The sequence below is a fragment of the Paraburkholderia sp. Ac-20336 genome, from assembly GCF_017105025.1.
GTDB lineage: Bacteria > Pseudomonadota > Gammaproteobacteria > Burkholderiales > Burkholderiaceae > Paraburkholderia.
In genome coordinates this window covers 1-2975 of sequence record NZ_JAAGPS010000259.1, presented here as the reverse complement: position 1 = coordinate 2975, position 2975 = coordinate 1, and the positions used below count along the sequence as shown (strand labels likewise).

Sequence of the window (2975 nt, the reverse complement as noted above, 5' to 3'; positions counted from 1 at the left end):
GGTCCCGCCGCCGGCTGATGGCCGGCCGGTGGCTGCCGCACGGCGCCGCGGACCGTGAAGTCGAGGGGGCCGTACCGGTTGCCCGGGCCGCCGCCTGCGCGACGAAAGGCGCTATTGTCGCAAAACTGCCGCTCCCGCGTGCGGGATGTGAGTCCGGGTGTGGGCGGCATGCTGGAGCGGGCGCTGTGCGGCGTGCGGCATGAGGGCGTTGCGAGTTGCGTTCGATGGCGCGCGCAGCGTGCAACGCAGGGGTGTTGCATGCTGCATTGGGCCTGCCCGGAGTGCGGCGCCAAGCGAGTGCGCCTCATGTCGAGCCGGGACCCGCTACCTGCTCGGAGCGCAAGGCGGGTGCCGCGTTGTTGCATGGCGCGCTGCGTGGAGCGGTAAAGCGAGAGCACCGGGCACACCGGGCGCACCGAGAGCGTGCCCAGCGCGGGCAGTCCGATTTTCCCACATGCCGCCTCAGCCGCCGCTCAAAGCGCCCGGCGAATCTCGACCACGCCGAACACCGCGAGCATCAAGCCGACCATCCGGTCGATTGCGCCGCGCAGCTTCGTGCCGATCGCATGGCGCGCGAGCGATACCACGGTCACGAGAAAACACCACCACGCGATCGAACCGGCGAATACGCCGCCGACCGTCGTCAGCGCGATGGCCGGCGAGAACGCACCGCGTGGCGCGAGCGTCGTGAACAGCGCGGCGAACATGATGACGGTCTGCGGGTTGGTCAGCGTCAGCAGCAAGGCGCTCGCGTATGCGCGCAGCGCGCCGGCGCGGCCGATCTGGGCGAGCCGGCCGTCGCCATGGCCATGGCCGGCGGCGCCGTTGGCGAGGGCGGCGGAAGGCTTCTGCAGCAGCGCGCGCACGCCGAGGTACAACAGAAACAGGCCCGCGAGCAGATGCAGCGGACGGTCGTAGGCGAGCATGAATTGCGAAATGCCGACGAGGCCGAGTGCCGCGATCAGCCCGTAGGCGGCGTCGCCGCTCGCGATACCGAAGCCGATCGCGAGCCCGGCGCGCGGGCCGCCAGTCAGCGTGCGGCGGATACACAGCATGCCCATCGGACCGATCGGCGCGGCGATCGCGAGGCCGACGCCCGCGGCGGTGAAGAAGAGACTCGTGGTGGACATGGACGGGTTCCCGGACGGTTGTTCTGATGGGGCGTGTCGATTGCGCCGACGAGGGGGCTCGTCGTTGCGTGCCGATATCGAGGTGGTTCCTTGAACTCGGCGCCGCTCGTGTCGTCAGCGGTGTTTGTACGTTCTACGGCTTGTGCGGCGGTTCGACGAGCGGCGCGAGACGACTTGCCGCCGGCCGCGCGCCTCGCAGTCGGCGCATTCGCGAGCATAGCGACACCGAAAATAGCGGGCAAGCGCGACGAACGCGATGTGCGGGCTCATCGCGTGTATTGAGCCCCGTCATGGGAGACGCGGCGAAACAGCCTCGGCGGCGTGCGTTCCATTCAGCGTTGCACGGTTCCGCCAGGCTCGTGCGGACGCCGCGAAAAAAAGCTAGGCGTCGCGACGGGTTTCATCGGCGTGCTCGAGCCGTCCCGATACGTTCGCGAGCAGCAGCGCGAACAGTACCGCGCCGATCGTCGCGAACAGGAGCGCGCCAATCAACGCGGCCAGTATCAGCATGGTCCATGTCAGGCCACTCATCTATACGGCTCCAGCGTGTCTTTGCGGCATCGTAACCCGTACTCGCCTGACGCTTATGTGCGCTTGCCCGCTGGAAAACCGTGGTCGCACGTATGCCGTGCTCACGGAAAGCCGCAAGACCGCGGCGGTTTGCCTTGACTTGCCGCGCCGGCGCGTGCGGAAAAGACCTAGTCCGTTTCCGCAATTCCATGGCGGAATCGAACCGGGTTCCGCTCGACACAATCCGCCACCGGTCCTTCGATTGTCGGCGGGCTAACGCCATCCGATTTTAATGTTTCATGTCTGAAACATTAATTGTTGTTTTGTGTATTCAAGGCTTTCATTGGAGAATAATTAAATAATCTATTCACCTTCCAATGCATTTAAATTGGATGAGGAATTGGCTTCGTTGCGCCGCCTGGCCGGTATCTTCAGGAGAACGCAGGCGTTCCGGCGGCACGGCGGCTTCGGAAGCCGGTCGAGGGAATTGCACTCTCAGACAATGTTTTCCGGCAAGGATAAACCTGGATAAGACGAAATAAAGGTCGGATAAAATTAAAATAGGCCTCTTTTCGAGCAGGCGCGCAGTGTGCGCTGGCGTACGCAATCAATTTTCGAATTGCCCTAACATTTGCGAATGCATATTCGGCCATATGCAGAATTCCGCATTAATTCATTGATATGGCGGTTGCTTCGGCAAGGTGCTGAATCGCACAGACCGGCCACCCATTAATGCGCCAACATGTCCGCATTTTCGGTCATGGCGGCTAAATGCTGGAAGCCGTCGCTATGATCCAGTGCACCGAGTGGGTATTCCCGGTGGCGATAGAAGGTGAAGTCGATCGTTTTCCGTTGAGAGGATGGCTATGACCTGCGCAAGTCTCGAGTCCGCAATGCTGCGCTGGGTGCATGCGCCGAACAAAGGCGTGCGCCGCATTGCAATTCTGCTGTTCAACGATTGCTCGCTGCAAGGCGCGGGTGTCATTGCCGAGGTTTTCCAGGCCGCGAACGAACTCTCCACGTCGGGCTCGGGTGCGTGGCTCTACGACGTGTCGTTTCTGTCCGTCGACGGCGGCATGGTGGCCGCGTCGTCCGGCTTGCGGGTGTGGACCGACGGGCTCGATGCGCGTCATTACCGCGGCTTCGACGCGCTGTATGTCGCGGGCGGCAAGGGCGCGGCGATGGCGGCGCGCGACGAGCGGCTGATCGGCTGGCTGCGCCGCGTACGCCGCAACACGTCGATGATGCGCTCGATCGCCGAAGGACGCGCGGTGCTCGACGCGGCTTACGTGCCCGACGGCGCGGAGGCGGGCGAGCCGCATCAGCCGGCCCATG

The 2975-nt window shown here is 64.2% G+C and carries 2 protein-coding genes and 1 pseudogene; 1 reads left to right on the top strand and 2 read right to left on the bottom strand.

Features of this window, described 5'->3' with window-relative positions:
• Window positions 1-473: 473 nt before the first annotated feature.
• Window positions 474-1130: a LysE family transporter gene (locus GXB81_RS30760; RefSeq protein ID WP_167036239.1), complete on the bottom strand. Its 657-nt coding sequence runs from the start codon at window positions 1128-1130 to the stop codon at window positions 474-476.
• Between the two features lie 381 nt (window positions 1131-1511).
• Complete coding sequence (locus GXB81_RS30755) at window positions 1512-1661, bottom strand: hypothetical protein (RefSeq protein WP_167036242.1); 150 nt, start codon at window positions 1659-1661, stop codon at window positions 1512-1514.
• Between the two features lie 845 nt (window positions 1662-2506).
• Here GXB81_RS30755 and GXB81_RS30750 point away from each other — a divergent pair.
• Window positions 2507-2975, top strand: a pseudogene (locus tag GXB81_RS30750) (DJ-1/PfpI family protein); the annotation flags it as partial.